This is a genomic window from Acidobacterium sp. FHG110202_01 (assembly GCF_059115305.1).
The window spans coordinates 297,241-321,803 of record NZ_JBZYWJ010000002.1 but is presented as its reverse complement, the minus strand read 5'-3'; the positions used below and the strand labels follow the sequence as shown (position 1 = coordinate 321,803).

The 24,563-nt window shown below is 56.2% G+C and carries 18 protein-coding genes; 9 read left to right on the top strand and 9 right to left on the bottom strand.

All coding sequences use genetic code 11. The features are described from left to right. The first annotated feature begins 27 nt into the window (after positions 1–27). Together AC5S16_RS04620 and proC are read left to right on the top strand one after the other, a co-directional pair. Positions 28–1,701, top strand: a complete 1,674-nt coding sequence (locus tag AC5S16_RS04620; protein ID WP_493928858.1) for a DUF885 domain-containing protein — start codon at positions 28–30, stop codon at positions 1,699–1,701. 9 nt (positions 1,702–1,710) lie between these two features. Then, positions 1,711–2,535: a pyrroline-5-carboxylate reductase gene (gene proC, locus AC5S16_RS04615; RefSeq protein ID WP_493928857.1), complete on the top strand. Its 825-nt coding sequence runs from the start codon at positions 1,711–1,713 to the stop codon at positions 2,533–2,535. Positions 2,536–2,604: 69 nt separating this feature from the next. Here proC and AC5S16_RS04610 read toward each other — a convergent pair whose 3' ends face one another. Then, positions 2,605–3,741, bottom strand: a complete 1,137-nt coding sequence (locus AC5S16_RS04610) for a glycosyltransferase family 4 protein (protein WP_493928856.1) — start codon at positions 3,739–3,741, stop codon at positions 2,605–2,607. A 242-nt stretch (positions 3,742–3,983) separates the two neighbouring features. On the opposite strand from AC5S16_RS04610, the gene AC5S16_RS04605 reads away from it, so the two are divergent. Continuing rightward, complete coding sequence (locus AC5S16_RS04605) at positions 3,984–4,976, top strand: COX15/CtaA family protein (protein ID WP_493928855.1); 993 nt, start codon at positions 3,984–3,986, stop codon at positions 4,974–4,976. 1 nt (position 4,977) lies between these two features. Here AC5S16_RS04605 and AC5S16_RS04600 read toward each other — a convergent pair whose 3' ends face one another. From AC5S16_RS04600 to AC5S16_RS04570, 7 genes are all read right to left on the bottom strand, one after another. After that, a complete protein-coding gene (locus tag AC5S16_RS04600) occupies positions 4,978–6,858 on the bottom strand; it encodes a CRTAC1 family protein (RefSeq protein ID WP_493928854.1) in 1,881 nt (626 codons plus the stop codon). Between the two features lie 105 nt (positions 6,859–6,963). Then, positions 6,964–8,715, bottom strand: coding sequence for a tetratricopeptide repeat protein (locus tag AC5S16_RS04595; RefSeq protein ID WP_493928853.1), 1,752 nt, complete (start codon positions 8,713–8,715; stop codon positions 6,964–6,966). A 4-nt stretch (positions 8,716–8,719) separates the two neighbouring features. After that, on the bottom strand, positions 8,720–9,703 hold the full coding sequence (locus AC5S16_RS04590; RefSeq protein WP_493928852.1) for a tetratricopeptide repeat protein: 984 nt from the start codon (positions 9,701–9,703) through the stop codon (positions 8,720–8,722). 89 nt (positions 9,704–9,792) lie between these two features. After that, on the bottom strand, positions 9,793–13,485 hold the full coding sequence (locus tag AC5S16_RS04585) for a TonB-dependent receptor (RefSeq protein WP_493928851.1): 3,693 nt from the start codon (positions 13,483–13,485) through the stop codon (positions 9,793–9,795). A gap of 344 nt (positions 13,486–13,829) precedes the next feature. Beyond that, positions 13,830–15,497 (bottom strand): tetratricopeptide repeat protein, encoded by a 1,668-nt coding sequence (locus AC5S16_RS04580; protein WP_493928850.1) that lies wholly within the window; start codon positions 15,495–15,497, stop codon positions 13,830–13,832. Positions 15,498–15,553: 56 nt separating this feature from the next. Continuing rightward, the gene (locus AC5S16_RS04575) at positions 15,554–16,459 is read right to left on the bottom strand and encodes an SAM hydrolase/SAM-dependent halogenase family protein (RefSeq protein ID WP_493928849.1); all 906 of its coding nucleotides are present in this window, start codon (positions 16,457–16,459) and stop codon (positions 15,554–15,556) included. A 23-nt stretch (positions 16,460–16,482) separates the two neighbouring features. Further along, positions 16,483–17,085, bottom strand: a complete 603-nt coding sequence (locus AC5S16_RS04570; protein ID WP_493928848.1) for a YkgJ family cysteine cluster protein — start codon at positions 17,083–17,085, stop codon at positions 16,483–16,485. A gap of 265 nt (positions 17,086–17,350) precedes the next feature. Here AC5S16_RS04570 and AC5S16_RS04565 point away from each other — a divergent pair, with 265 nt between their 5' ends. Genes AC5S16_RS04565 through fahA form a run of 6 tightly spaced genes read left to right on the top strand, consistent with a single transcriptional unit; the run spans position 17,351 to position 23,683 of the window. Next, positions 17,351–18,097 (top strand): hypothetical protein, encoded by a 747-nt coding sequence (locus AC5S16_RS04565; RefSeq protein ID WP_493928847.1) that lies wholly within the window; start codon positions 17,351–17,353, stop codon positions 18,095–18,097. Beyond that, the gene (locus AC5S16_RS04560) at positions 18,094–19,425 is read left to right on the top strand and encodes a multicopper oxidase domain-containing protein (RefSeq protein WP_493928846.1); all 1,332 of its coding nucleotides are present in this window, start codon (positions 18,094–18,096) and stop codon (positions 19,423–19,425) included. Before AC5S16_RS04565 ends, AC5S16_RS04560 begins: the two co-directional genes overlap by 4 nt. Positions 19,426–19,428: 3 nt before the next feature. Beyond that, positions 19,429–20,154 (top strand): SIR2 family NAD-dependent protein deacylase, encoded by a 726-nt coding sequence (locus AC5S16_RS04555; protein ID WP_493928845.1) that lies wholly within the window; start codon positions 19,429–19,431, stop codon positions 20,152–20,154. Positions 20,155–20,214: 60 nt separating this feature from the next. Beyond that, a complete protein-coding gene (gene hmgA, locus AC5S16_RS04550) occupies positions 20,215–21,528 on the top strand; it encodes a homogentisate 1,2-dioxygenase (protein WP_493928844.1) in 1,314 nt (437 codons plus the stop codon). Continuing rightward, a complete protein-coding gene (locus AC5S16_RS04545; RefSeq protein ID WP_493928843.1) occupies positions 21,525–22,397 on the top strand; it encodes a hypothetical protein in 873 nt (290 codons plus the stop codon). The genes hmgA and AC5S16_RS04545 overlap by 4 nt, the downstream gene beginning before the upstream one ends. Then, a complete protein-coding gene (gene fahA, locus AC5S16_RS04540) occupies positions 22,397–23,683 on the top strand; it encodes a fumarylacetoacetase (protein WP_493928842.1) in 1,287 nt (428 codons plus the stop codon). The genes AC5S16_RS04545 and fahA overlap by 1 nt, the downstream gene beginning before the upstream one ends. A 110-nt stretch (positions 23,684–23,793) precedes the next feature. Here fahA and AC5S16_RS04535 read toward each other — a convergent pair whose 3' ends face one another. After that, a complete protein-coding gene (locus AC5S16_RS04535; RefSeq protein ID WP_493928841.1) occupies positions 23,794–24,540 on the bottom strand; it encodes a copper homeostasis protein CutC in 747 nt (248 codons plus the stop codon). Positions 24,541–24,563: the final 23 nt, after the last annotated feature.

Genomic DNA, 24,563 nt, shown 5'->3' with positions numbered 1-24,563 from the left:
CAGAGCGCGGCTGACCGGAGCAAGGCATTGAACGCGCTGTTTGCCGAGATATGGGAAGACCGCCTGCAGCATTCGCCTGAGTTTGCTTCTTCGATTGGCGACAAGCGCTGGAACGACCAGCTGACCGACTACTCGGTGGCCGCATACAACGAGCGGCTGGCCCGCGGGCGCGACTACCTGATTCGGCTGGGCGGGATCGACACGGCCGGGCTGAGCGACCAGGAGCAGTTGAGCAAAGACCTGATGGCGCGCGAGCTTGCCGATGAGCAGGAAGCGGCGGTCTTCAAGCCATGGGAGATGCCGGTCGACCAGTTCAACGGAATCCAGTCGGAGCTGCCGCAGCTTGTGACGCAGCTCAGCTTCGATACGGTGAAGGACTACGAAGATTACATTGCGCGATTGAAAAAAGTTCCCACTGTCTTCCAGCAGATTTCAGACAACATGATGACAGGCGTTGAAGACCATCGCGTTCCGCCGAAATATCTGCTGGAAAAAGTGCTGGTGCAGGTGAACACCATTGCGCAGCAGAAGCCGGAAGACACGCCATTCGCGCGGCCCCTGAAGAAATTTCCCGCAGGCATCGCTGCCGCCGACCAGGATCGCATCAAGGCGGAGATGCTCGATGCCATCCAGAAGCAGGTACTGCCCACGTACACGCGCTTCGCAAAGTTTCTGCAGGGCGTGTACATTCCGGCAGGACGTACGGAGCCGGGAATCTGGTCGCTGTCTGATGGCGACAAATACTATGCCTTCCGCGTGCACCAGAGCACGACGACCGACCTGACTCCGGACCAGATTCACCAGATTGGCCTGGATGAAGTGAAGCGCGATGAGGCAGAGATGCTGGTGATCGCGCAGAAGCTGGGCTTCAAGGATCTCAAATCGCTGCGCACTTCGATTGCCGACAATCCGAAATTGCACGCGCAGACGAAGGAGCAACTGCTCGATCTCTACCGCCACGACATTGACCAGATGAAGGCCAAGCTGCCGGAACTTTTTGGCCGCCTGCCCAAGGCCCCTCTGGTGGTTGAGCCGGTACCAGCCTTTATCGAGAAGGACCAGGCACCTGCGTACTACGACAATGGAACGCCGGATGGCAAGCGCCCCGGCATGGTCTATGTCAATACGTATGACTTTGCGCATCGCTCGCTGGCAAATGCTGAGTCGATTGCGTATCACGAAGGGCTTCCCGGGCATCATCTGCAAATCTCAATTGCGCAGGAGTTGACGGGTCTGCCTGAATTCCGAAAGTACATGCACTACACGGCCTACACCGAAGGCTGGGGGCTCTACGCTGAACGGCTGGGCAAGGATGTGGGCTTCTATCAGGACCCTTACTCGGATTACGGACGCCTCGAAGCGGATATTTTCCGCGCGATACGGCTGGTGGTTGATACAGGCGTGCACTCGAAGCACTGGACACGCGACCAGATGGTGCAGTTCTTCCATGAGCACTCGGGACTGGATGACGCCACCATCAATGCAGAAACAGACCGCTACATTGCATGGCCGGCGCAGGCGCTCGGATACAAGATGGGGCAGCTGAAAATTCTGGAGCTGCGCGCACGGGCGCAGAAGGAACTGGGCAGCAAATTCGATCTGCGCGCCTTCCATGATCAGGTGGTGGATTCAGGTGCGCTGCCGCTCGATGTACTCGATGAACGCATCGGTGCGTGGATCACACAGCAAAAAGGGAAGTAAGCTGGAAAGATGAACGAGGACCTTTCGCAACTCCACGTCGCTGTGCTTGGCGCCGGCAAAATGGGCGGCATCCTGTTACAGGCATTTCTGAAGCAGCAGCTTTTTACTCCGGAACAGATTGCGGCCACAGTCGCGCATGAGGAGCGCGCGCAGGTACTTTCGGCGCAGTGGGGCGTCGAGGTGACGACCGACAACCTGGCCGCGGCGAAGAAGGCCGACCTGATTCTGCTGGGTGTGAAGCCCTTTCAGATAACCGATCTTGTGAAGCAGATCAAGCCGGCACTCACTGCTGAAAAAATGCTCATCTCCTTCGCGACAGGCGTGAAGACGGCTTCGATGGAAGAGGCCGCGGGTGTTGCGTTGCCGGTAATTCGCTCGATGCCGAATACTCCGGCGATGCTGGGTGTGGGCATGACGGCCCTGTGCCGCGGATGCCATGTGAGCGATGCACAGATGGCGCTGGCGGAGCGCATCTTTGAAACCATTGGCCGTACAGTTGTAGTCGATGAGAAGCACATGGACGCGGTGACGGCGCTTTCTGCCAGCGGCCCGGCGTATATCTACATCGTTCTTGAAGCGCTGGCGGAGGCTGGGGTAAAGGTCGGATTGCCGCGCGACACGGCCACGCTGCTTGCTTCGCAGATGACCTTCGGAGCGGCGAAGATGGTGCTCGATACGGGCTATCATCCGGCGCTGCTGAAGGACGCGGTGACCACTCCGGCAGGATGCACAATCGACGGCATTCTTGAATTGGAAGAAGGCGGGCTGCGCGTCACGCTCATCAAGGCAGTGATGCGGGCTGCACAGCGGGCGCGTGAGCTAGCGGCGGGCTAAAGTTCTCTCCCACACTGACTGCGCAAAAAGCGGTGCAATCAGGATGGGGCACCCAGCGAACTGGGCGGGTCAGGCCTGCATCAGGCCGAGGAAGCGGTCGGCGATGCGAGTAATGTCGAAATTGGTTTCTGCATAGCCGCGGGCCTGCTGCGCGTACTGCAGGCGTTCCGGCGAGTTCTGCATGAGGTTTCGGGCGGCGGCTACGAAATCTTCCGGTGAGTCAGGTGAGACCACAAGGCCTGCATTTGCCTGTGCAATGACTTTTGCCGCCTGGTTTTCTTTTGGAGCGGCCATCAGAATGGGGCGGGCGGCGCAGAGATAGGCCAGGGTCTTCGAGGGCACGGCGAAACTTCCCGCATCAGAGTCGAGCAATGTGATGAGCACATCGGCCGACGCCATGACCTCTGAGAGACGTTCGTAGGGCTGGAAGGGCTGCAGGCGGAATACTTCCGGGCAGAGGTCTTTGGTTTTTTCACGGAGCCATTCGGCTCCAATACCTGCGCCATTCACAATCAAAGTCGCGTCGCATGTCTCTGCGAGATGCTGAGCCAGGCTCAGGAGCAGTTCCGGCCGGTGCTTCATCCCCAGCGTGCCGGAATACATGAAGCAGAATTTATGGGCAACGCCATGTTCGTGGGCCCAGGCATTGTCCTTGGACATAGGCGTGATTTCATCGAGCGGTGACCAGTTCTCGATGAGATGGATTTTGTTTTCTGCGATGCCCCAGTTTTTTACGTAATTGACGAAGCCGTCGGAGATGCAGACTACGGAATCGGATTGCCGCACCAGTCTTTTTTCCAGAAGCTCATAGTAGGTGCCGCCAATGTGGGCGAGAAATTTCGTCCGGCGCGCCAGAACAAAACGCACCGCCGGGCCATACACGTCCTGAAGCCAGTAGACAAACCGCGCCCTGTGCTTCCGGACTTCATGGATGAGGATTTTCTGCCCGTCGGGGGGCATGTTGGAGGAGATGACTGCGTCGGGCTTGAAGGAGCGTACTGCATCGGCGACGACCTTGCCGTATTCGATGTCGGCGGCGCGACGTTTGAGCGGCGAGTGCTTCGCGAACTCCCCGCGTATATTCAGGCCGGTGATGTTGAGATTGGGGACAGTGGTGCCGTTGACGGCGCCTTTTGGAGTGGATATGTTTCCTGCAAAGTAGGCGTGCTGGACATCGTGCCCACGGCGGGCAAGTTCTCGGCTCAATTGCAGCTGAAAAGGATGACCAGAAAATTCGTTAACGAAGATCCGCATCGACCGGGCCTTTCACCTGGAACAAGGTGTGGGGAATAAAAGCTCAGAAGAAGCACTTCAAGACTGCAAGGACAGCAAAAAGAACAGCTAAACGTTACATAAGTATAAAGATAGAAGTTACTTTTGATGCAAATGGTAAGTAAAATTACTGCCTAAATTATAGAAAAAAAGACGAACCAGCGCGGACGGTTAGAATGATTACCAGGACAGGCGCTTTGACAACCAGCGCAATCTCGTTTTTTCCCGCAGAGGCGCATTCCACCAAAGGAGTGCGACGCTTTGCCTGGGCCGTGCTTGTTTATAACGTTGCTGTGATTCTCTGGGGCGCAATTGTTCGCGCGACTGGGTCCGGCGCGGGTTGTGGGGAGCACTGGCCGCTCTGCAATGGTTCTGTCGTGCAGAATCACCCAACTGTAGCTACTCTGATTGAATTTACGCACCGATCCATGAGCGGTATTGCGCTCATGGCAATCCTGGGCCTGCTTTTCTGGACCTTTCGCGTGACCGCACGTCGCCATCTGGCCCGAGTTGCTGCTGTCGCCTCGCTTATTCTTGTACTGAATGAAGCCCTGCTCGGGGCTTTGCTTGTTCTGCTGGGAAAGGTCGCGCATGACCAGTCCACGTCTCGCGCGGTGTATCTTGCTCTGCACCTTACCAATACGCTGCTCATGCTTGCTGCGCTTACACTGACTGCGCACTTCCTCAGCCGTACGCGTGGTTTTATGCGCGGCAGTGTCGAATGGCAGCGGCCTGCGATTCCGGTGGTTGGTTTAGTTGCCACGCTCATCGTAGGCGTTCTTGGTTCGCTTGCTGCGCTTGGTGACACTCTTTATCCCGCAACCAGCCTGCGCGAAGCTTTCGTTCAGGACTTCGCAACACATGGAAGCTGGCTCATTCGCCTGCGCTGGGTTCATCCGGCTTTGAGTATCGTCGCCGGAGCCTTTATTATCTGGATCGTCTTTGTAGGGCTGCGCACCGCTGCGAACCGAAGTCTGGCTTTGAGCGTGGTGTTTTTCTTGTTTTTTCAATACGCGCTTGGCGTTGCCGATGTCCTGTTCCTTGCGCGTACCTGGATCCAGGTGCTCCATCTTTTCGGAGCTGACCTGCTCTGGATCGCAATTGTTGTGCTCGCTACCCGCCTTTGCATCCGCCCCATCGGGTGTACTGAGAACCTCTGCCGCGCTTAGCTCAAGGCTTCTTCAAACCAGTAAGCATTTCTGCTTTGGGCATTTTGCTTCCTTCTTCCATTGTGTACAGTCGGTTCACTTCAAGATTTTTGAAGGTGTCTACCTGGCCCGAGGGCCAGCGGATTTCGACCAGATCGACAATTTTGGCCTGATCGAGTCCGAAATGAAGGCGCAGGTCGTTCTGTGAGTAATAGCTGCCTCCGCTGCGGACCTCATCGATTTGTAACAGTGGCTGCTGCGAATCGGGCTGGCATTTCGCTACGACTTTGATGCGCGCGCCAATGCCAGTGCGATTTGATTTTGTGCCAATGGTTTTGATCTTGATCCAGTTGCGCTTCCATTCGGAATCGCAGCGCAGCAGCTGCGGCAGCGAGTTGACGCAGTTGATGACAACATCGATATCGCCGTCATTGTCGTAGTCGCCAAAGGCGCAGCCGCGCGCCGCGACAGCCGCCGTGATGCCCGGGCCGCCCTTGTCAGTCATTTCTTCAAAGCGCCCGTTGCGCAGGTTGCGGTAAAGATACTTGTGTTCGGCGTACGGAGCTTCGGTCTTCGATGTGCTGACCTCGGGGTAGACATGGCCATTTGACATGAAGATGTCAAGCCAGCCGTCGTTGTCCATATCGAAGAAGCCGACGCCCCAGCCGAGGTAGCGTGTGTTGACGCCGAGTCCGGAAAGATAGGTGTGGTCTTCAAAGGTGCTGTCGCCCAGATTCGTGTAGAGCGAGTCAGTGTCTCCGGCGAAGTTCGTTTTGACGATATCTAAATTGCCGTCGCGGTCGTAATCACCGATGGAGACGCCCATGCCAGCCTGCGGTTTACCGTCGGGTGAAAAGGCCGCTCCTGCTTCGATGGCAATGTCCTTGAAGGTGCCGTTCTTCTGGTTCTCGTAAAGCGTGGCAGCGGTCGAGTCATTGGCAACATAGATGTCCGGCCAGCCGTCGTTGTCGAGATCGGCTACGGCGACGCTGAGGGCGTAGTTGCCGATGGTGTTCCACATGCCGGCTTTTTCCGAGACGTCAGTGAACGTGCCGTTGCCGTTGTTGTGGTAGAGAATGTTCTTGCCGCCGGGAAGTCCGGGAGGGCCGCAGGCTACGAGAATGCCTTTGTACTCGCAGGGGCCGGATTCAGGCACAGGTGCGGTCTTCAGATCGAAGTCGATGTAGTTGGCGACGAAGAGGTCGAGATGGCCGTCGCGGTCGTAGTCGAGAAAGGCGCAGCCTGAGTTCCATCGCATTTTCGGCTGCGTGAGGCCCGCTTTCGCTGTGACGTCAGTGAACGTGCCGTCGCCGTTGTTGTGGAAGAGCGCGTTCTGCCCGTAATAGCTGACGAATAGGTCATCGTGGCCGTCGTTGTCGTAATCGCCGACACAGCAGCCCTGTCCCCATCCGCTGCGAGCGAGGCCGGCTTTCGCGGTGACGTCAGTAAATGTACCGTCGCGATTGTTTTTGAAGAGATGGCAGGTCGGCTCCTGGTTTTTAGGGAAGCCTTCGAGGCGCCATCCATTGACCAGAAAGATATCGAGCCAGCCGTCCTGGTCATAGTCGTAAAAAGCGACGCCGCAGCCTGTGGTTTCGAGCAGGTATTTGTTTTTGCCTTCGCCGCCGTAAATGGTCTTCGCGTTCAGGCCGGACTGTGTAGCCATGTCGATGAATTGCAGGCCGAGCGGCGTGCCGGCAATCGGCGACTTCGGGCCGGGCGGCGGCGCGACTGGCTTGGCGTCATACGGCTGCTGGGCGCTGGGATGGCTTTGCTGGGCTTCCTGAATGAATGCACGTTTCCAATTGCGCTTCCATGGAGGAGTGGCCATCAGCAGAACATCGGAAAACGGCAGAACGAGCGCTGTGCGACTCAAAGACTTGAGAAAGTAGCGGCGATTCATCGGGTCGGGGAGAATTTTAGTTAAAAGCAGGGAAGTAGGGAAGTAGCAAGAGAGGGAAATAGGGAAACAGGAAGTAAAGGGCCTATCTCCCTACCCCCTAATTTCCTATTCCCTATTTCCCTGCTTCCTCTCCATCTCCGCTGCTTTCTGCCGCTCTGCGGTTGCATCACCGGAGCGTCCCTGGCGGTCATAGGCTGCGGCGAGCTGGCGATGCGCTTCGGCGTAGGATGCATCATTGCTGATTGCTTCCTGATAACGTGCGATGGCGTCGGCGACCTCGCCTTTTTGCAGAAGCGCGTTGCCGGTGTTCGTGGCAAAGACGGCGCGCTGACGGTTTACGGCAACGCGGGTGAGGTCGGCGGCAGTTTTGCGCTCTGCTGCCGCTTCTTCGCGCTTACCCTGCTCCTGCAGAACGCTGGCCAGCGTGATGTGCGGTCCGGGCTGATTAGGCAGGAGGGCAATGGCCTTGCGCAGAGCATCTGCGGCTTCATCATTCTTCGCCTGCTGTTTGTAAACGCTGCCGAGCAGAGCCCATCCATCGCCATTTTCCGGGCGGCGGTCGAGAGCAGTCCTCAGTTGGGCGGCTGCATCGTCGAAGTGCCCCTGCTGCATGTAAAGGATGCCGAGCGTATACGGCGGGTCGGGAGAAGCGGGATCGAGTTTTGCTGCGGTTTCAAGTTCCGGGATGGCGTGCGGGAGATCATCTTTGAGTTTGAAGGCAAGGCCGAGGTTGTAATGGAGCTGTGGGTTATCCGGCGCGATCGCGAGTCCCGCATGAAACTCGCGGATAGCGTCATCAAGGTTGCTTTGCTGCAGGTAGGCTACTCCAAGATCCTGATGGGCGGTTGCATCGTTGGGAGTGACGGCAAGCGCTCTCTGATAGTACGGAGTGGCTTCTTTGGCTTTCCCGGTCTGCACAAGGGCAAGGCCGAGATTTGTCAGTGCTCCGGCATTCCTGGGTTCGACGGCGATAACTTTTTCAAAAAGCGGAATCGCTTCCTGCTCTTTGCCGTTGCGCTGCAGCGCCATTGCTAACTGATTGTTTGCTTCGGTCAGCGATGGATCGAGCGCGAGCGCCTGCTGAAAGTGCGGGATGGCGTTGTCATCCTGGTTTGCTGTCGCCAGTGCTTTACCCAGCTCCAGATGCGCGACAGGATTCTTCGGATCGAGCTGAATGGATTGCGTCAATTCCTGTACCGCGCGGTCCGGCTGTTGCGTATTGGAGAAGACAACGCCGAGGTGTAGATGCACGGAAGCAAGCTGCGGATCGAGTTCGAGCGCATGTTCAAAAGCCGGCTGCGCCTGCGGCCAGTTCTGCGTCTGCGCGTAGAGTGAGCCAAGCTGGTCATACAATGCCGCGTTTTGTGGCGATGCGGCAATGGCGCTCTGCGTTTTTTCGATGGCTTCAGAAGTCTTTCCCGTCGAAGCGAGCGCGCGTGCCCACGCAGCGAGTGTTGGCGCATCGGGGTTGTCGAGTTTTGCAAATAATGCCAGCGCTTTTTGTGGATTGCCGGTTTGCGCATAGATGAGCGCGAGATTTTCCTGCGCGGCTTTGTCGGATGGCTTCAGCGACAGCGCTTTTTCAAGCTCCTTGATTGCGCTTGGATAATCGCCTGATTGATAGAGCACGCTGCCGAGCGCGCTGTGGCCTTCTTCAATCTGCGGAGCAAGCTCGACGACGCGCTGGAACTGCCGTCGCGCTGTGGCCAGGTCACCGCTTGACGCTGCGGCATATCCGGCGCGAAAGGCAGCGTCGGCTTCGTGCAGGCGATCGTTCGCAGCGGCGCTCTGTTGCGCGCTGGCCGTGGCTGTTAACACAAACAAAGCGGCCCACAGGAATTTGCAGCGTATCGGCATGGTTCTATCGCGGTGATCCTGAACGAAGTTTCTCGGCAGTCTGGTACTCACGCGTAGCATCTTCCTTGCGGCCTGCGTCGCGATAGGCTTGCCCGAGCAGCGTGTGGGCGATGTAATTGCCGGGATCCATTCGCAGAGCGCGTTCCAGATACAAAGCGGCCATCACAGGATTTTGCTGCCCCAGCAGGGTCTTTCCCAGCAGAATATACGGCCCGGTCGTGTTGGGCTCGAGCAGGATGGCGCGGTTGAGCGCGTGCTGCGCCTTGTCGTATTGTCCGCTGCGCACATAGGCATCGCCCAGGCGATCGTAGACTGCTCCATTCAAAGGATTGATCTCGCGCTCCTGTTCAAATTCAGCAATCGCGTGGGGAAGGTCGATTTTGGCGAGCGCGATTTCGCCGAGCAGCAGGTGCGCTTCGGGCAATTTCGGGTCGAGTTGCAGCGCCTTCTGCGCAAGCTGTTCTGCTGCGGGAAGAAGTTCCTGATGCAAGCACAGGCGCGCGACCAGCAGGTAGGCCGGCGCTGAGTCGGGAGGAAATCCGTACTGCGCGGCGAAGGCGCGGCGGGCATCGTCATACCGGCGCACCTGAAGATAGGAAGCGCCGAGCACATAATTCGGATCTATGTTGGCATCGGGAACAGAAGCGTGCGCTGCTTCGAGCAGCGGGATCGCATCTTCAGCGCGCCCCATGCGGAAGAGCGTAGCGCCGCGCATCTGCATGGCTTCTGTGTCTTTCGGGTTTTGCACGACGGCCTTGGCAAAGGCGGCATCGGCTTCGCTCAGCTTGTTCTGCTGGTAATAGACGAAGCCGCGCAGGCGTTCCGTTCCTTCCGGTTCAGGATTCTGTTTGCTCAGAGTGTCGATTTCGGCGAGAGCCTGCTCAGCTTTGCCCTGAGTGAAGAGCTGCCGCGCGTGATCGAGAGATGGGTTTGTGGATTGCTGGGCGCCAGTATAAAACGCGCAGAGCACAAGACCACACAGGAGCATGGATTTATACATCATCCGGATTGATCGAAGTGTACTCCAAATAAGAAGGGGAGCGGATGGCTCCCCTTCCTGATGGATTGCAGTTCACGTCAGAATTGAATGCGGGCCGAGAACTGCAGTTTGCGTGGAGCAGCTGAACCGCCAACGCCCTGGCCTTGACTGAGGAATTGAGCCCCGGAATCCACGGGAACGGTGCTGCCTGCATTGAGTCCAGGATTGATGTGATTGAACACGTTATAAGCATCTACGCGAAATTGCGCAAAAATGCTCTCATGAATGGGGAAGTTCTTCTGCAGGGCCATGTCTGTGTTGAAGTAACCCGGTCCGAATTTGCTGTTACGGCCCATGTTCCCGATCGTGTCGAGGCCGGGATTCGTGACGCCATGCTCCCCGAGAGTGATCCCGTCAAAGAACTTCTGATTGTGAGCAATTGGATCATAGCTGCTTACATGGGTTTCCAGGAACGAGCCGCGGCCATTGGGATAACATGGCGCATCTCCGGGAACATTGCTTCCGCACTCTGAATAGGTAAATGTAAACGGCAGGCCAGTGGAGAGCGTCAGGATCGGACTGAGCTGCCAACCGCCAATAATCTCGTTCACAATGCTGTTTGCATGTGGAGCAATCCATTGATTGCGCCCAAAAGGCAACTGATACAAACCATAGAAAACCAGCTGTTGCTCACGAAGAGTATCGTCACGGCCTTTCACCGCCGAACGGTCCCACGTCACAAAGTTGGAATTCCAGTTGTAGGCGCGCTGCCAGGCGTAGTTGGCGTTGAACTGCAATCCATGTGTGATCTGCTTTTCTATCGTTATCTGCAGAGCGTGGAAATGCGTGTCCTGGTCATCTCCGTTGTATTGAATACTGTTTGTCCAGCCGCATTGGCCAGGCTGTACTGTAGTTGGAAATACACCCGGATTCGCCGTCTGGTACGCCTGAAGTTGCGCGATATAGCCGGCATCCTGGCAGGCAGCAAGCGTGCCCGCATAATAGCGGCTCAGCAGTGTGGAATTGCTGGTGCCTCCATTTGCTGAGATCCCTGAGGAAACACTGCTGTCGTAGTGCAGGGCACTGCCATTCACGCTGTATTGGGCCGGAAGGAAGATGGCAGCTTCGTTGGGGTTCGTGCTGTTCCCATCGCCGGCGCTCAGGGTGTGCGTTCCTTTATTGCCTACGTATGCCAACGTGACAGAAAGAGAAGGCGTCAGCGAGTGTTGAATGCTGAAGTTCCACGCGTCAATCGTAGGCAGGCGGATTGGATTCGGGCGGGCCTTGGGGCTCACAAGATAACCGGGTGCCGGCAGCAGCCCAGAAGATGGAATCGTCGGGAAAGCGTAGGCCGGTGGTCCCTGAGAGAGAGCAAAGGCAGCGGATTTGTTTCCGCCCGTTGCGTTTACGCTCTGGTTCGCAAGCACGGGAAGATTTTGCGTTACGGTATGCCCGAAGATGGAGCCGAAGACCCCAAGATCAAAACTGCGGCCATATCCAGCGCGAAGGACAGTTTTCGGATCAAGCTGGTAGGCAACTCCCAGACGGGGAGCGAGTGCTTTCCATGCCGGATCCCAGTTCATGTTGCTGCCAACGCCGCCCACATCGGCAACACGAAGGAAGCCGTCGTTCAGCCGCATCAGGCCGCCATGTGCTGCACCGTTTACGGTTTCAGGGAAGTACAGTTCCCAGCGCAGGCCGTAGTTCACGGTTAGTTTGCTCGAAACGCGCCAGGTATCCTGCGCATAGAAGAAAAGGCGTTTCTGGAACTCTTTTGCATTGAGCGAGCCGGCAATATCTCCGTTTTGGATATATCGACCGAAGGCTGTCACATCGCCGAGAACAAAGGTGGCGAAGCCGAGGCCACCCGTACCATTGTTCGATGTTGGTCCGTTGCCAAAACCGAATAAGCCAGCGCGGTCTGTGTCACTGGGGACACGCAGATTACGCGCATAGCGTGCATCTGCGCCCATTTTGAAGGAATGATTACCCAGAATTTTCGTCCAGTTATTCACGCCCTGGAACTGATCTTCTTTTTCCGTGGTCGGACAATTGCAGCGAGTAATATTCAGGCCTGAGCCATATTGCGGACCCTGGCTTTGAGTATTGCTCGGATTCTGATTGAAGTTTCCGGCAGTCGATCCGACATCGGTGATATTGAACCCGGAGGCTCCTGAAGTGAAGCGGTCGCCGAAATTTATTCCTGGGATGCCCAGGTTTTGTGCAAATGCTTCGCCCTGGTCATACTTGCCGGTCACAATGTTATAGCGGTAATACCCTAAACGAAAGTCCGTGAGCAATGTCGAATTGATGGCGATATCTGCGCCAGAAGCAAGGCTGTCATTGGCCCCGGTGGATGTACCACCGAAACCATTCAGCCCGAAGCCAGCGCCGCCAGCCTCACCAAATAATGTGCCGCCGCTCAGCGTATCGGTAAACCGGCTGAAGCGCTCGAAGACGTGAATCTTTTCCGTCGCCTGCCAGTCAACACGCTCATCCCACTGATTGTTGTTGAACAGGCCATTGCCACTACCTGCATAATTGGCTTGCAGGCTGGAAAGTTGCCCAGAAGTGCCTCTGTTCGGCTGATAGGGCTGGAGAAGCTTCAATAGATTGAGGGCCGGCTGAGACAACTGACTGGCCGGAATGACGCTGTTGGGATAGGGCTGATTGTTTGCGTCATAGATGAGGTTGCCTCCTGGAGCCAGCACCTGCTGATACTCGCTGAAGTCGCATCCCTGAACACTGCCGGCATTAGGGGCTGCCTGTCCTAAGCAAGTTGCGATGAGATGTGCAGATGGGACAGTCATAATGGCAGAGCTGCCTAGCTTCTGCCGCACCCCCTGATAGTCGCCAAAGAAAAACAGCTTGTCTTTGATTATGGGACCGCCGATGGATCCGCCGAACTGGTTGTAAAGACCGCCAGGAATGAACTGGTTGGTCACGGGATTGCGCGCAAATTGCGAGAACGGATCACGAGCGAGGTTGGCGTTACTCTGACGGTAATCAAAAGCGCTGCCATGGAAATCATTTGAGCCTGATTTGGTTTGCGCGGTAACGACAGCGGACACGGCTTTGCCGAACTCGGCGTCAAAGTTCTGCGTTGCGATCTTCGCTTCTGTAACTGCGTCCAGTGCCGGGTTGACAACAATAATGCCGAGGATCGGGTCTTGGTTGTCAGTGCCGTCCAGTTCATAAGCGACGCCGCCGAAGGCCTGCCCATCGATCTGGATCTGCTGGCTGCCTTGCGGATTTTCGTCGGCAGCGTGCGACCAGCTCAGCGCCTGTGCTCCGGGCAACAGCAACTGAAGGCTGGTAAAGTTGCGGTTGACAAGGGGAAGATCGGAAACGGTCTGTGTGCTGAAAACGGTTGAGACATCTGCGCGGTCTGTTTTTAATACCGGAATAGTGTCGGCATTTACCGTAACCGTTTGCGATGCGCCTCCAACCTGGAGTTGGGCATCGACTTTCGGGGAGGTGTCAGCAAAGACCTGGATGCCTTTGGCTTCATAGGTCTGGAATCCCGACACATTGACCGTCACATCGTACTTATCCGGAATCAGGTGTTCAGCCGTGTAGGCGCCGGACTCATTCGTCTGGACGGTAATGCTTGTTCCCTTTGCTTCATCTGTAATCGTGACGGTGGCACCTGGAACGACTGCGCCTGTATTGTCTGTCACTGTGCCGTAGATAGAGCCGTAAACTGCCTGGGCGTGAACTGAGAAGGGAAGAAGCGCGATGACAACAGCACCCAAGCCGCAGGCAAGGGCCTTGCATACGCGTGTGATCATTTTGGTCTCCCGAAAAACCGTACTGCCCTTTTTTAGCTCTCCTGGTACCGTGTTCGTTGTAGTACGAGGAGGGCGGTCTCACTTTTACCTGCTGAAGACGAGCTTTCGCCAAATGCATCAGGTAGCAGCGGGACTGCGAGCTGCTAATTTTCTGTTTCTGCCAGCGGTACACTGCCCCTGACGAGTGGGAAATATAGTCAGCCAAAAGTATGATTGTCAAGAAAAGCAAAGAAGTGTGAGGCAGCGTATGAATCTCTGGCGTTAATAAAAGAAGCTACATGGATAAAAGAGTCAGTGGCCGTAAAAGCCTTTAGCCAAAATAATTCTCTCGAGAACCCCACAATTCAATACTCGCTGCCGCAGTGTTTCTCGCCGCTGGCAAGAGCCAGCGCAAATTCGCGGGCGCGGCTGCTGTCAGGTGAGAAGAGAAGCAGGCGACGGAGTGTCCGCTCCGCGCCGGCAGCATCTCCCAGTGCGCATTGCATTGTAGCAAGGTCGTAATCGGCGGTAAACTGTGCCGGATCATGAACGAAGACGGATTGCAGCAGACGTATTGCGTCTGCCGTGTTACCGTTCTGCGCGCGCAACACTGCCAGGTTGCCGGCAGCCGTATTGTTCAGCGGATCGTCTTTGAGCGCTTTTTGATACTCCTGTTCTGCCTGCGCTTTTTCGCCTTTGATCTGTTCGAGAAATCCAAGCTGCGTGTGCAGCTGCGGATCGGCTGCGCCACCGTTTACAGATTCGGCTGTCTGCAGCAGCTTAAGTGCCTGCTCTAACGCAAACCTGTCTCCATGCAGAGCCATTTGCGCATAGGCAAGGCCATACTCTCGCGGAGTTGCCGGCAAATTGCCTGCGGTTGCCAGTTCTCCGGATTTCTGCCCGGAGTTTTGCGGCGCGTTCGCAGGCATACGCTGAATGCGATGATCGGTCACCTGTTCATGTGCAATGTCCTCAGTCGATTGCCGCGGCATATGGCATGATGCGCAGTCCGGGTTTTCAGGATGATGCTTCGCGACGAAGGAAGCGTCATTATGGCAGGCGAGACATTTGCCTCTGTAATAACTGACACGTTCTTCAGGTGAAGGCGACCGGTGAGGATCATGACATGTGGTGCAGGTGAGACGGTCGCCGCTTTGCTGTTTGCACCTGCTCTCAAGCAATGCTTCCCACTGGCTGGTAGCTCGGCCAGCCGGGCCTTGCCGGCTTTTGTGAACAAAGAAAACAACGTGGTCAGAAAGATTTTCGCCCGGGCGATAGGAGGTCAGGCTGTGGCCGAGACGGGCGATTGTCGATTCACCTTCCACGTGGCATTGCAGGCAGATAGAGTCGCGGCGTACTGCGTCGAGCTTATTAGGATTCAGAATAGGGCCTCTGCCGTTCTGTGCCAGGTGCGCTGAAGCATCTCCATGACACGATGCGCAGCTGATGCCGCCATGCAGAAAGGGCGCACCTGCAAAATGATTTCTGCTTCCCGCGAGCGTCGACTGCACATTGCTGGCGTGGCAGTGCAGGCATCCAGGATCGACGGGAAGCGTCAGAGGCATTTCCGTGACATGAAGGTAATTCGGTGTCATGTCCCAGACGCGTTTCTTCGCATACCAGTTCACGGGAATCTCAAACCAGTAACCGTCCTGCTGAAAGAGATACGTGCGGCCGCGCCTTCCTGAGCCAAGGTAATAGAGTAGCTCCTGCTGGCCATCGAGCGAACGCACAGGCGAATTGCTTGCACGCTGGTAGGAAAGCCATGCTTTGCCGTCCTTCAGAAAAAGCTTGTAGCGGATTCCTGAATCAGCATGGACAAAATCGCCGGGGATGAGTCCGTCGGCTGCTGCGCCGCTGGCGTGTGCCATAGGGGTGCGCTCGTATTCCGTATAAATCTGCTGATGGCACTTTGCGCATGCTGCCTCAGGGTTTTCTGGTTTCTCAGGTGGCGCGGCGAAAGAGATACGCAGAGGGACCACGGCAACTGCCGCAGCAAAAGCAAAAATGCGAAGAATCTGATTCAGCCGCATAACCGGATGACGACTTACCTGTATACCATCGCAGCCAATGTTATATGGGCGCTAATTCAGGGCTTCTTCGGAATCGTCAGTGCGGCTGGAGCGTTGACTTTATATGTCTCGGAAAAATTTCGCTGGTTGATGCCCAGACTCAGTCTTCCGCGCGAATCGATATAGAACAATGGCTTGCCTACGGGAACGTCGCTGAAAGTCTTCCTGAAGGGGAATTCGTATTTCCTGCCGTCGAGTGTTATCGGAACTGTATCTCCGATCTGATAACCGAGCTGCGCAAAAGTATCTGCAGGCACATTGAACACAAGATTTCCGAAAGGCCCATCGGTCCCGATGACTTCTCCGTGCAGGCCCTTGTCATCGACGGCCGCCGTGCGGATCTCAAGCCGCACAAGCTTTGCAACGTCGAGTTCCGGTCCTGCCTGCGTCCAATCGTCACCGCGTGCGAGGTGTGCGCCCGCAGGCGAGAAGATATCGCGCCCATGAAAAGTCGATGAGAGCTTTGCGCCGATCATCCATTGCGGGTTGGTAATTTCACGCGCGGCCTCGATTCCATTGTGATCCTGCACAAGAGTCAGAAGGCCATTGTCGGGGACAACGAAATATTGTCCAGTCTTCGATTTGGCAATGATCGCTTTTCGCGTGCTGCCAACTCCTGGATCGATGACAGCGACGAAGACTGCGTCTTTAGGAAAGTATGGCGCAGATCCGGCAAGAAAGCGCGCGGCCTCTGCAATATCAAATGGCGTGACCTGGTGCGTGATATCGATGACATGCACGCCTGGAGCGATGCCATCCATCACCGCTTTGCAGATACCTACAGCATCGTCGCGTACATCGAAGTCGGTCATGAACCCAATAACGTGCTGTGCGGGTGCAGGCACAGTCTGCTGGGTGCGGCACGCGGCAATCGAAAGGCACAATCCTGCAAGAACGAAGAGCGTGGCAAGATGCTTGCGCATGAACATGACTGTAGCAGGAGAAGCTAGCGAAGCAAGGCAAAAGCTACGATGGTGTTTCCGTGAAGTCCTGTCTCCGATTCTGCTTCTGCTGTGAGCTGTGCTTCCAGCTCGCCGGTATCGAGATGCATTTCGCATGCGGCAATCTCTTCATCGCTGGCGTCGTGGTAACAGAGCTCGCAGACGCCTAACCCATCTTCAGAGCGCACAGGCGGCCCAAAGATGCGGCAGGTCATAGGCCGCGCCTCATACAGATCGCACATGCCTGTCTCCGGATCGAGCGCTGGGCAAATCTCATCGTTGGCGAAGTCTTCGAATTGTTCTTTTGCCTCAGGTGATTCATCAAGCAGACCACTTTGCGTGTCACCGGGAAAATCCGCGGCAACGCGAGCAGCGTAAACGTGTGCCCGCTCGCGGACGCGTGCGGCGCGCTGAGGATCATTCACTGTGAGCTGATTGAGTCCGGTGCGAAGCCGCTCCGCATCGAGTTGGCTGATAGCGAATGCGCCGATGCAGCACTGTGTGCACCCCGGACGGCAGGCGAGCCACTCGCCGCTGCGACGTGCCGTATCGGCGAGGGCCGCATCCACGATTTGTACGAGCTGGATATCAAGCGCTGGAAGCATCATTCAAAAAGGACAAATTTGATCGCAATTTTTCCGTGCAAACATAAGGAATGAGGGGTGCTAAATCAACCTCATTTCAGCCAGAACTTCGCCTCTTTTTACGATACTCGATACCTGCACGCTTTGAAGATAGGAGATTTGCTTGTCAGCAGATAGTCTTTGGCGGAAGCTGAAGCACAGGCCCACCTTTCTTGTTTGCGCCGCTTGTCTTTTCTGGATTTTTATTCCGGTCAGACCTCTTGCAGCACAGGACAATTACGAAATTCAGGTGTATGGTTCGGAAACGGTTGCGCCAAAGACTACCATGCTGGAGCTGCACAGTAATTTTTCTGTGGATGGGTCGAACGCTCTCCCCGGATCGAAATACTCTGCGGACGGCACCTATCCGACGAACCATGCCCTGCGCGAGTCGATCGAGATCACACAAGGGCTGACCAGCTGGTCTGAAGTGGGTTTCTATATTTTTACCAGTGAGCGCAGCGGGCAGGGCATTCAGTGGGTTGGCGACCATATCCGTCCGCGCGTGCGCGTACCCGACAGCTGGCACTGGCCGGTTGGCGTGAGCCTTTCGACTGAGATTGGTTATCAGCGCCGCCAGTTTTCTACCGATACATGGACATGGGAGATTCGCCCGATTGTCGATAAGCAAATCGGGCGCTGGTACTTTGCGCTGAATCCGGCGCTGGAGCGTTCCTTTCACGGTCCGGGTACTTCGCAGGGTGTGGGATTTTCTCCGAACGCAAAGATCAGCTATGACTTCACCAAGGTCATTACCGGAGGATTGGAGTATTACGCATCGTATGGGCGGCTTGGGGACTTCGACAACTTTCATAATCAGCAGCAGCAGTTTTTCCCGGCCATCGATCTGAATGTTTCGCCAAACTGGGAGATCAATTTTGGCGTTGGCATTGGCCCGACAGCTAGCACTGACCATCTGATTGTGAAGGCCATCATCGGCAGGCGGTTTGACTGGTCAGGCCACCATGAACACGGCAGCTCCACGAGTGTGCAATGAACCGGCGCAGATTTCTTACCGGGTGTGGAGCAGTCGCGGCTGCATCGGCGTTGTGCTTGAAGGCGCAGGAGCAGCCAGCCGACTTTACTTTGAACATCGCACCGCTGCAGCTGGAAATTGCTCCGGGAAAAATGATTCGCACGATTGCTTACAACGGAGCAGTGCCGGGGCCGCTGATTCGCTGGCCTGAAGGCAAGCCCATCACCATCGAGGTTATGAATCGGACGGATGTGCCGGAGATCGTGCATTGGCATGGACTTTGGATTCCATCAAATGTGGATGGCGCGATGGAAGAGGGCTCGCCGATGATTCCACCGCAGGGTCGCCAACGGTACAGTTTCACACCGCGGCCAACGGGTTTTCGCTGGTATCACACGCACACCTATGCGGGGCATGATCTCAGGAAGGCCGCGTACACAGGCCAGTTCGGGTGCTTCTATATCGAGCCGAAAGAGAACCCCGGCAAGTATGATCAGGAAATTTTTCTGGCGCTGCATGACTGGAACGCCTACATGGGCGGAGGCGGCGACGCGTCGATGGATGTGAGCTACGACTTTTCGACGATCAACGACAAGATGCTCGGAGCGGGAGAGCCGATTCGCGTGAAGGAAGGCCAGCGCGTGCTCTTTCACATTCTGAATGCGAGCGCGACGCTGACGCACTGGCTCGCCTGTTCCGGACACACGATGCAAGTTGTCGCCATGGACGGCAATCCTGTTCCTGTAGCGAAGAGTGTGAACGCCATTCGCCTTGCTCCTGCGGAGCGCATCGATGTTGTCATCGAGATGAAGCAGCCAGGTGTATGGGTGCTTGGCGAAACGCGCGATGATCTACGAAAAGCCGGCATGGGCATTGTGGTGGAATACGCGAACCAGCAGAGCAGGCCACAATGGGTTGCTCCTCCGGAGATGCTGTGGGACTACTCGCAATTTGCACATCGACAAAAGGCGATGGAACCAGACGAGCGCATTCCACTGACAATTCGCTCGAAGTTCACAGGTCACGGTGATTTCGACCACTGGATGATCAACGGCAAATCCTTTCCAAAAACAGATACGATTCCGCTCACAGAGGGAAAGCGCTATCGGCTGGTGATGCAGAACCAGAGCATGGATGATCATCCTGTGCATCTGCATCGCCACACTTTTGAGGTCACAAGTCTCGACGGCGTTCCGGTAAGCGGGTTGATGAAAGATGTGATCGTCGTAAAGGCGAAGAGCACTGCGGAGGTGGATTTTGTAGCGGCGAATCCCGGCATGACGCTTTTTCACTGCCACCAGCAGAGCCACATGGACTTCGGTTTCATGATGCTTTTCCGTTACGCTTGACGTGTGAGCGCAGGCATTCAGATCGGACCGCAGGAGCGGGTCTTTGTCCTTACCGGAGCTGGCATCAGTGCAGAGAGTGGACTCCCAACGTTTCGTGACAGCGACGGCCTCTGGAGCGGCTATCGCATCGAGCAAGTGGCCACGCCCGAGGCATGGGAGACAAACCCGGAACTGGTCTGGCAGTTCTACTCCATGCGCCGGCGCGATGCGCAGCGCTGCGGCCCGAATCCGGCGCACCATGCTCTTGCGGAACTCGAATCCGAAATAGGCGAGCGGGTTTTTCTCTGCACGCAGAATGTCGATGATCTGCATGAACGCGCGGGGTCGCGCAATCTTGTGCACATGCACGGTGAGCTGTTTTCTTCGCGCTGTGAAGCTGGTTGCGGTGAGCCTGTTTTTGCTGACCGCGGCCTCTATGAATCGGCAGTGCAGATTCCATCCTGCAAATGCGGCGCAAGCATCCGCCCGCACATTGTCTGGTTTGGCGAGTATCCCTTGGAAATGGACCGTGTGATGCGCGAGATCGACCGATGCGATGTGATGATCGTGGTCGGCACATCGGGCAATGTGCATCCAGCGGCAAGCTTTGTGCACTGGGCCAGTCAGCGCGGCCGCGTGCGAACGTTCTATGTCGGTCCGGAGCGCCCGTTGAATGCCAGTGTCTTTACAGAAGTCATCCTGGGCAAAGCGGGAGAGACGCTGCCGGGCTTGTTTATTGCGGAGAAGTAGCGCACGTTGCCAAAGCACCTCGCCAGCAGATAGCTTATAGAGTTTTGACTGGAGAGAAGCATGCCCGCTGCGAAATTGAAGTACAACTCTGGATTTGGAAATGAGTTTGCCACCGAGGCTGTGCCTGGTGCATTGCCGCAGGGGCAGAATGCTCCGCAGAAGCATCCGCTCGGCCTTTACACCGAGCAGTTCAGCGGCACGTCATTCACGTCGCCGCGACACACGAACCGCCGTACGTGGACATATCGCATCCGGCCTTCCGTCACGCACAAGCCGTATGAAGAAGCGCCGGTAAGGCTTCTTCGCAGCGGACCGTTCACTGAGGTTCCTACGCCGCCGAACCAGCTGCGCTGGGACCCGATTCCGATTCCATCGGAGCCGACGGATTTTGTGTATGGCATCGTCACGCTTGGCGGCAATGGTGATCCAGCGATGCAGACCGGAGTCGGCATTCATGTTTACGCTGCCAATCAGTCGATGGAGGACCGGTTCTTCTACAACGCTGATGGAGAACTGCTCATCGTTCCTCAGCAGGGAGCGCTTCATATTCATACGGAACTGGGCATTCTCTGTGTTGCTCCGGGAGAAATCTGTGTCCTGCCGCGTGGATTGAAATTCCGCGTTGTGCTGGACGAGAAGACGGCACGTGGATACATCTGTGAAAACTACGGTCAGCAGTTTAGGCTGCCTGATCTCGGCCCCATCGGCGCCAACGGCCTTGCGAATCCGCGTGACTTTCTTTATCCCGAAGCAGCGTACGAAGACCGCGAAGGCAATTTCCAGATCATCAGCAAGTTTCTTGGTCACCTCTGGTATGCAGAGATCGACCACTCACCGCTCGATGTTGTGGGATGGCATGGCAACTATGCGCCGTACAAATATGATCTGAAGAATTTCAACTGTATCAATACGGTTTCTTTCGATCATCCTGATCCGTCCATCTACACTGTGCTGACTTCGCCGGGCACGATTGCAGGGACTGCAAATGTCGATTTTGCCATCTTCCCTCCGCGTTGGATGGTGGCTGAACACACTTTCCGGCCGCCATGGTTTCACCGCAACATGATGAATGAATTCATGGGGCTGATCTTCGGCCAGTACGATGCCAAGGCTGAAGGCTTTGTGCCCGGAGGCGCAAGCCTGCATAACTGCATGGCCGGCCATGGCCCTGATGCTGAGACATTCGAGCGTGCCAGCGCTGCGGAGCTCAAGCCGCACTATCTGGGCGATACCCTGGCCTTCATGTTCGAGACACAGCTCGCGGTACGTCCTACGAAATTCGCGTTGGAGACGAAGATTCTGCAGCACGAATATTACGAGTGCTGGCAGGGATTGAAGAAGCACTTCAAGGCGGGCAAAGGCAAAAAGGGATGACGGCGATTCAAGCTCTGCTGGATGGATTGATTGACTACGCCGGGTTGTTTCCTCCCGCCGGTCTTGACATGCTGACAGTAGTTCGTAACTATGTCAGTTACCATTCCGGTGAGCATGCCTGGGCACTTGGCCGTTTTATTCTTCCTGTCGAGAGGCTGACGGAGTTCAGCGCAGCATTTGCTGACGCCTGTTGTGATGAGCAAAGGGCTCCATGGCTTCTGAGCGTGCTCAGCACGGGTGATCCTTCGGAAGATGCGCGCTTGATAGCGGCCTTCGGCGAAGGCGCAGCGTTTGTTGATGTTATCGAATGCAAAGCAGCGAATCCAGGTCAGGCGGAGCAGATCCTGTCAGCCGTGCCGGAAGAGCTCACTGTTTACGTGGAATTCCCGCTGGAGCAAAGCACGGAGATGCTTCCGATTCTGAAGCAGGCGAGTGCGCTTGCGAAGGTTCGTACCGGCGGCATCACGACAGAAGCATTTCCCGACGTGGAACGGCTTGCGCATTTCCTTGTTTCCTGTGCGGAGGCTGAGGTTCCGTTCAAGGCGACTGCAGGGCTGCATCATCCCATAGGCGCAGTTCATAAAATGACCTATGAGCCAGAGAGTGCCTCCACACTGATGTATGGCTTCATCAATGTATTTGTAGCAGCTACGATTGCATATTACGGAGCGAGCAGGAAAAATGTGCTGGCGGTGTTGAGCGAACAGGATGCCTCCGCATTTCAGTGGAGCGGCCAAGCGCTCGCATGGCGCGACCGGAAGCTTTCTTCAAAACAGATCAAGAAGGCGCGCGAGAACTTTGCCATTAGCTTTGGCTCCTGTTCGTTTACAGAGCCAATCGACGATCTCGCAGCGCTGGGATGGCTCTGATGCTGAAAAGCTGGGTTGCATCCGCCAACGACGGTATTACGGATTTTCCCATTCAGAACCTGCCATTCGGAGTGTTTTCGATTGGCGGGCAAGAGCAGCGGATTGGTGTTGCCATTGGTGATCGCGTGCTTGACCTGCGGGCCAGTGTACGGCACGGGTTGTTTGGCGGGCTGGACATGCAGATTCAGCAGGCTTGCAGCGCGGCTGTGTTGAATTCGCTTATGGCGCTGGGCCGCAGCGCTGCCACAGCTGTGCGTCAGCGCATCACGGAGCTTCTGGATGAAGAGGCCTCATCTGAATTACGCAGCAAAATTGAACCGCTGTTGGTTCCGGTAGAGCAGGCCACGATGCATCTGCCTGCAGAGATAGGCGATTACAGCGACTTCTACGCTTCCATCTATCATGCAACGAATGTGGGCAGGTTGTTTCGTCCAGATAATCCGCTGCTGCCGAATTACAAGTATGTACCCATCGGCTATCATGGGCGCTCTTCTTCGATTGTAGTCAGCGGCGCGGAGGTGAAGCGGCCCTGCGGTCAGACGAAAGCCGCAGAGGCTGAAGTGCCCAGCTTCGGCTTGAGTCGGCTGCTTGATTACGAGCTGGAAGTCGGGTTCTTTGTGAGTAGAGGCAATGATCGCGGCCAAAACATTCCCATCGAAGAGGCGTCAGAGCACATCTTTGGACTCTGCCTGTTGAATGACTGGTCAGCGCGCGATATCCAGGCATGGGAGTATCAGCCTCTCGGGCCGTTTCTCGCGAAGAATTTTGCGACGACCATCTCTCCATGGGTTGTTACACCGGACGCGCTTGAACCGTTTCGCGTTCCGGCGTTTCAGCGCGAGGCCAGTGACCCAACGCCGCTGCCGTATCTCTACTCGGAGGAAGACCAGCAGCGAGGCAACATCGATGTGACACTCGAAGTCTGGCTCTCTTCGCAACGCATGCGCGATGAAAAAATCCCACCCGCTAGATTAAGCAGGGGCAACATGCGCGATCTTTATTGGACACTGGCGCAGATGCTCACTCATCATGCGAGCAACGGTTGCAATCTGCAAGCAGGCGATCTGCTCGGAACCGGAACCGTCTCGGGTGCACAAAGAGATGCAGCCGGATGCCTGCTTGAAATCACACGGCGTGGCGCAGAGCCGATTACGCTGCCCACCGGAGAGTTGCGCAGGTTCCTCGAAGATGGCGATGAGGTGATCCTGCGTGGATACTGCGAGCGGGAAGGGCATCCGCGCGTCGGCTTTGGCGACTGCCGTGGAGTGATTACTGCAGCCCTCTAGAATCCTGCAACCTCCCACGTTAGCTTCCCACCCCACCATGCGAACACCGCGCATGTCGGGGACCCCGGTTCGTGAACGTGGGGCACCCCATGTTTCCGTTCATCCAGTTTTCAACGGTTCAGGATTTCAACCACATTCCGTACAGCGCTTTCCGGGGTGACGAAGCGCAGGTATTCGCGTCCGTCGACGCCGCCCATGGGAATCTCAGCCTTGCGGAACTGCATGCTGCTGGGTGTTTCTTCATCGAGCGCGATATGCACTTCGTGCGCTCCGGTCGTTTCAAGGATGGACAGCACATTGTCCGAACGAATGCCGCAGCCCGGCATCATGATGATGCGGTCCTTCGCGGCTTCGATCATCTTCGCTACCATCGGCGCGCCGTTTACGACGGAAGGCTGTCCTCCGGAGGTGAGCACGCGCGCAGCTCCAGTGGAGATGACAGCTTCGAGCGCTTCGAGCAGATTGCGCGAGACGTCAATTGCACGATGGAAGGTGACAGGAAGCGGTGCAGCCAGCTCGACGAGCTGCCGTGTGCGCTCTACATCGACCGTGCCATCAGCATTCAGCAGTCCGAGGACGATGCCATTTGCGCCCAGCTCTTTGGCTGTGCGGATGTCATGCTGCATGGAAAGATATTCTGTTTCGTCATAGAGAAAGTCCCCACCACGCGGACGGATCATAACATTGATTCCGATCTTCGATCGTTCACGCGCTGCGCGGATGGTTCCAGCGCTGGGAGTAGTGCCGCCTTCGAGCAGGTTTGCGCAGAGCTCGACGCGCTGTGCGCCGCCTTGTTCCGAGGCTATGACGGAGTCGACAGATTCAAGACAAATTTCGAGTGTGATGTTCTTTTTCATAATGAAGTCAATGCTGAGTTGAG